Origin of the sequence: Rhodococcus sp. NCIMB 12038 (genome assembly GCF_002165735.1) — a bacterium.
Lineage (GTDB): Bacteria > Actinomycetota > Actinomycetes > Mycobacteriales > Mycobacteriaceae > Rhodococcus_F.
The window spans coordinates 1-1,493 of record NZ_NHML01000087.1 but is presented as its reverse complement, the minus strand read 5'-3'; the positions used below and the strand labels follow the sequence as shown (position 1 = coordinate 1,493).

Annotated in this window: 2 protein-coding genes; both read left to right on the top strand. The window is 63.1% G+C overall.

What is annotated here, in order from left to right:
- On the top strand, positions 1–617 hold a 617-nt coding region (locus tag CA951_RS42040), incomplete at its 5' end, for an IclR family transcriptional regulator (protein WP_087562466.1).
- Positions 618–728: 111 nt separating this feature from the next.
- Positions 729–1,493 (top strand): VOC family protein (locus tag CA951_RS42035; RefSeq protein WP_087562465.1); only part of this gene is annotated, 765 nt, incomplete at its 3' end.

Below are 1,493 nucleotides of genomic sequence, written 5' to 3'. Positions count from 1 at the left end.
GACTCGTCAACCATCGATTCCTCGAGCGCACTCCGTCGGGAGTGAGACTGGGATTGCGGCTCTTCGAGCTCGGCGAGACGGCCGCGCGCCCACGAGATCTTCGAAAAATTGCGATCGCCTCGATGGCCGATTTGCGTTCCGCCGTCAATCTCACGGTCCATCTCGCGGTGCTCGAGCGACGAGAGGTGGTGTACATCGAAATCCTGCCGGCGCGGGGAATGCCCCCGCTGCCGAGCCGGGTCGGCGGCAGAATGCCCGCGTACGCGACCGCTGTTGGCAAAGTGCTGCTCGCATGGTCGGACGAGTCCGTGGTCGAGGACGTGATTGCCGCCGGCCTTTTCTCGGTGGGTCCGAAAACCATCACGGATCCGGTGCGTCTGCGCCGCGAACTCGCGCGCATCAGGGCCAGGGGTATCGCCTATGAGCACGAGGAGAGTGCGCCCGGCGTCGCCTGCGCTGCCACGGCAATTCGTACGACGGCCGGTGAACCGATCGCCGCGATGTCGGCGGCAGGCTGGCTCAAGGACGTCGACGTCAAGCGCGTCGGCCTCGCCGTGCAAACGGCCACTTCCACTGTCTGCCGTCTCATTGCCCGCCGCCCAGGTCTCCGATTCTGATTTTCGAGAAGCGTTCTAATGAGTGGAACACCCCCATGACGCACACCACAGTGCGCCGCTACGGTTCTGCGCAGCGCCCATCGTCGTGCAAAATTCGGAAGGACGGTCGAAATGACGACCACAAACAACTCCCCGGTCAATGTCTCGAAGCTCGGCTACGTCGAGTTCATCACCCCAGACCTCGACCGACTCACCGAGTACTACACCCGCGCCCTCGACTTCGTCGCGGTCGAATCCTCACCGGAGGCGGTGTATCTCACGTCCTCGTTCGACCACCATTCGGTCGTGCTCCGCGCAGGCAAGGACCAGCGAGCCCGGACCGTGGTGGGTTACGAAATCGCCGAGGACCTCGCGGACGCCGAACGGCGGATCCGCGACGCCGGCTACACGGTCGAACGTCGCAGCGACATCGCGCCGTCGACTCCCGACATCCTCGTCATCGACGAGCCGCTGACGGGAACGCAGCTCCACCTCTTCGATGAGCAGACCCGGAGCGGCGTCAAGCCCGATGACAGCATCCTGCGTCCGACCAAGCTGGGTCATATCGCGTCGTTTACGCCGGAATTGCCTGCACTGCAGAACTTTTACCAAGACCTTCTCGGGTTCCGGTGGTCGGACACGATCGGAGACTTCTTCGTCTTCCTGCGCTGTAACTCCGACCATCACGCCGCGAATTTCATGGCCTCGAAGTCGTTCCAGGGGATGCATCACATCGCCTACGAAATGCGCGATCTGAACCACCTCCAGACGATGCTCGATCACCTCGCGCACGAGAACTACCGTCTCGAGTGGGGACCGGGCCGCCACGGCGCCGGGCACAACGTCTTCACCTATCACAAGGATCCGGACGGCAACACGATTGAGCTGTTCACCCAG